The sequence below is a fragment of the Schleiferilactobacillus shenzhenensis LY-73 genome, assembly GCF_000469325.1.
In the GTDB taxonomy this organism is placed as follows: Bacteria; Bacillota; Bacilli; order Lactobacillales; family Lactobacillaceae; genus Schleiferilactobacillus; species Schleiferilactobacillus shenzhenensis.
In genome coordinates, this window is record NZ_KI271615.1 from 220 (window position 1) to 783 (window position 564).

At 54.3% G+C, this 564-nt stretch carries 5 tRNA genes; all 5 read left to right on the forward strand.

Annotated elements, in window-relative coordinates:
* The first annotated feature begins 3 nt into the window (after positions 1-3).
* The 5 genes from L248_RS14175 to L248_RS14195 all read left to right on the forward strand — a co-directional run bounded on the left by L248_RS14175 (position 4) and on the right by L248_RS14195 (position 460).
* A tRNA-Leu gene (locus L248_RS14175) sits at positions 4-89 on the forward strand.
* A gap of 9 nt (positions 90-98) precedes the next feature.
* A tRNA-Arg gene (locus L248_RS14180) sits at positions 99-172 on the forward strand.
* Positions 173-176: 4 nt separating this feature from the next.
* Positions 177-250, forward strand: a tRNA-Pro gene (locus L248_RS14185).
* Between the two features lie 45 nt (positions 251-295).
* Positions 296-369 (forward strand) — tRNA-Met (locus L248_RS14190).
* A gap of 17 nt (positions 370-386) precedes the next feature.
* Positions 387-460, forward strand: a tRNA-Ile gene (locus L248_RS14195).
* The last annotated feature ends 104 nt before the right edge of the window (positions 461-564 follow it).

Here is a 564-nt window from a genome sequence, read left to right on the forward strand (position 1 = left end):
ACTGCCGGGGTGGCGGAACTGGCAGACGCACGGGACTTAAAATCCCGCGGTGAGTGATCACCGTACCGGTTCGATTCCGGTCCTCGGCATACAATGACGCACCCATAGCGCAACTGGATAGAGTGTCTGACTACGAATCAGAAGGTTGTAGGTTCGACTCCTACTGGGTGCATCATCGGGAAGTGGCTCAGCTTGGTAGAGCACCTGGTTTGGGACCAGGGGGTCGCAGGTTCAAATCCTGTCTTCCCGATACCGGCACATGGTCAGTGTCGGTGACGTTTGTTTCATACACTATGGCGGTGTAGCTCAGCTGGCTAGAGCGTCCGGTTCATACCCGGGAGGTCGAGGGTTCGATCCCCCCCGCCGCTATTAAGACTTGAGCTTCTGGACCTTTAGCTCAGTTGGTTAGAGCAGACGGCTCATAACCGTCCGGTCGTAGGTTCGAGCCCTACAAGGTCCATCTTCATGGATGGATTTAGGTCATTTTCTATGCTATACTTTTTAACGTTATCGCGGGATGGAGCAGTCTGGTAGCTCGTTGGGCTCATAACCCAAAGGTCGTAG